General features: G+C 45.1%; 2 protein-coding genes. One reads left to right on the forward strand and one right to left on the reverse strand.

Annotated elements, in window-relative coordinates; genetic code table 11:
* Positions 1 to 239 precede the first annotated feature (239 nt).
* On the reverse strand, positions 240 to 614 hold the full coding sequence (locus F566_RS0100145; protein WP_020404963.1) for a hypothetical protein: 375 nt from the start codon (positions 612 to 614) through the stop codon (positions 240 to 242).
* A 591-nt stretch (positions 615 to 1,205) separates the two neighbouring features.
* Between F566_RS0100145 and F566_RS0100150 the strand changes: the two genes are divergently transcribed.
* On the forward strand, positions 1,206 to 1,796 hold the full coding sequence (locus F566_RS0100150) for a DUF8082 domain-containing protein (protein ID WP_020404964.1): 591 nt from the start codon (positions 1,206 to 1,208) through the stop codon (positions 1,794 to 1,796).
* The last annotated feature ends 78 nt before the right edge of the window (positions 1,797 to 1,874 follow it).

Below are 1,874 nucleotides of genomic sequence, written 5' to 3' on the forward strand. Positions count from 1 at the left end.
AATAATCTTAGCTTTAAATTCTGCGGAATATTGGCGACGTTTTCTGGAGGAGCGAGGTGCGCTTATGACAATCATAACAAGTGTCCACTAAAAAAATAAGTGGACACTATCCAGTCAGTTGGTAGCGCGCTCAAGATGGGGTTACCGGACGCTTACTTAACTATCTATAAATGAAAGCAATCAGAGAATCCCTAACGACACATCCAAGCTGCCAATATACACCTTTCGCCCACCTAAGTTCAGGATTCGTTAGCGCTGCACTTCAAGTCGCTTTCGAAACAGGCACCGCCTTTATTGCTACATTTTTCCAGGGTAACACCTTTGGCTTCAGCTTCCGTTGCACCGACGCCGTAGATACCGCCGGCCCTGACATCATTCATATAGCATCCCCAGCGATTATTTAAGCTCACATCCACAGGAGGTTGACGGGCCTCATGCATTTCGATGATCAGGTCCTCGAGCCGGGCAATATCAGCACGCAAAAGACGGACTTCTTTACGCAACTCTCTAAGTTCCTGCTCTTTACCATATCGCCGGTATTCTTCAGCATCAGACATTGTGGAAGCACTGAATAAAATCGCGGCAGACACCAGAATGGACGTTAATTGCTTCATCGAACTCTCCTTTAATGATGAATCACCAATACACACAAACATGACGTGACTAAACAACCTGTATTAAATAGGTGTGTAGCTTAATAAACACTGAATAATGAAAGAAGCTTAAAAGAGCCATGTCATCATCTTTATTATCTGATACAGGCGCCGCAATTAGACGACAAAAGATCACAAAAACCAAGGTGTTCTACTTCTGCCCTCACTTCCATCAGGCCAGACAAACAATCGTTTTAAGAAACCCTGACCAATCTATCGACAGGAAGGTAAAACATTGACTATTATCCACTATCGACATTTCTTCCATGCCGATCTTTTGGGATTGTGAACCATTGCATATACATTCTATTGCAACTGTGGTTTCAGGAACCAAAAACAAACGCCAGGACGTAGGCTGGAATTGAATCTGTCAGCGGTAACAAGAAAGCATCACGTTCGGTTGGGCAGACTGCATTATAGTCCGTAATAATGCAGCACCTATTCCACCCGACATATCAAGTCTCCAGGTCACTGGGATGAATCCTCTTCCCACAAGACCGGTGCTTGGTGCTCATACTAAAAATTAAAACGACACAACCAGGCGGCATTTGTATGGATACTATTGCAACCAGATCGACCGATAAAAAAGGAAGTAAAGTAGCCAAATCAGACACCAGTCAGGGCAAGTTGCTCAGCGCAGCCCCGACAAAAGCTACCTCACCACTGAAACTTTCTACCGAAATCACCGAGATCCTTATCACTGCGTTGGCTCAGCATGTCGGGCCAGTCTCCACTCACCTCACCCAAAGGGTCGCAGTACAGTCAGAATCCCTGCCGGAGATGATCAATAAATTATCACGATACGTCCCCGACGGCCCGGAACGACACGACTTTATTGAACAGACCCGAACAAAATGCCTGAAAAGCATCACCGGGAAAAACCAGAAACTAGATAGTCGCAAAGCCTCAAACATACCGATCCTCGGAAGACCCAACGCCAAATATAAAAGCACCGTTGGCACAGTAATCAGCGAAGAGAAAATCCAACGCCTGATACAGCTATTAAGTACCTACGTGGGACCTTTAGCATCCCATATCGTACGTAGCTGCATTGAAGAATCTCACACCGAGATAAAACTCTGTACGGCAATCGCCAATTACATTACCGATGAAAAAGAGCGGAAGCTTGACGTGGTCAACTGATTTGTGACAACCCAGTTAAGCAACTTCTCGTAATTCTTTCCAGGCCGTTTCATATTGATTCGGGCTTTGGTAATCCAA

Origin of the sequence: Hahella ganghwensis DSM 17046 (assembly GCF_000376785.1) — a bacterium.
In the GTDB taxonomy this organism is placed as follows: domain Bacteria; phylum Pseudomonadota; class Gammaproteobacteria; order Pseudomonadales; family Oleiphilaceae; genus Hahella; species Hahella ganghwensis.

Coding starts and splice junctions, on each gene's coding strand:
- F566_RS0100150 (WP_020404964.1), top strand. CDS start 1,206: ATGGATACTATTGCAACCAGATCGACCGATAAAAAAGGAAGTAAAGTA.
- F566_RS0100145 (WP_020404963.1), bottom strand. CDS start 614: ATGAAGCAATTAACGTCCATTCTGGTGTCTGCCGCGATTTTATTCAGT.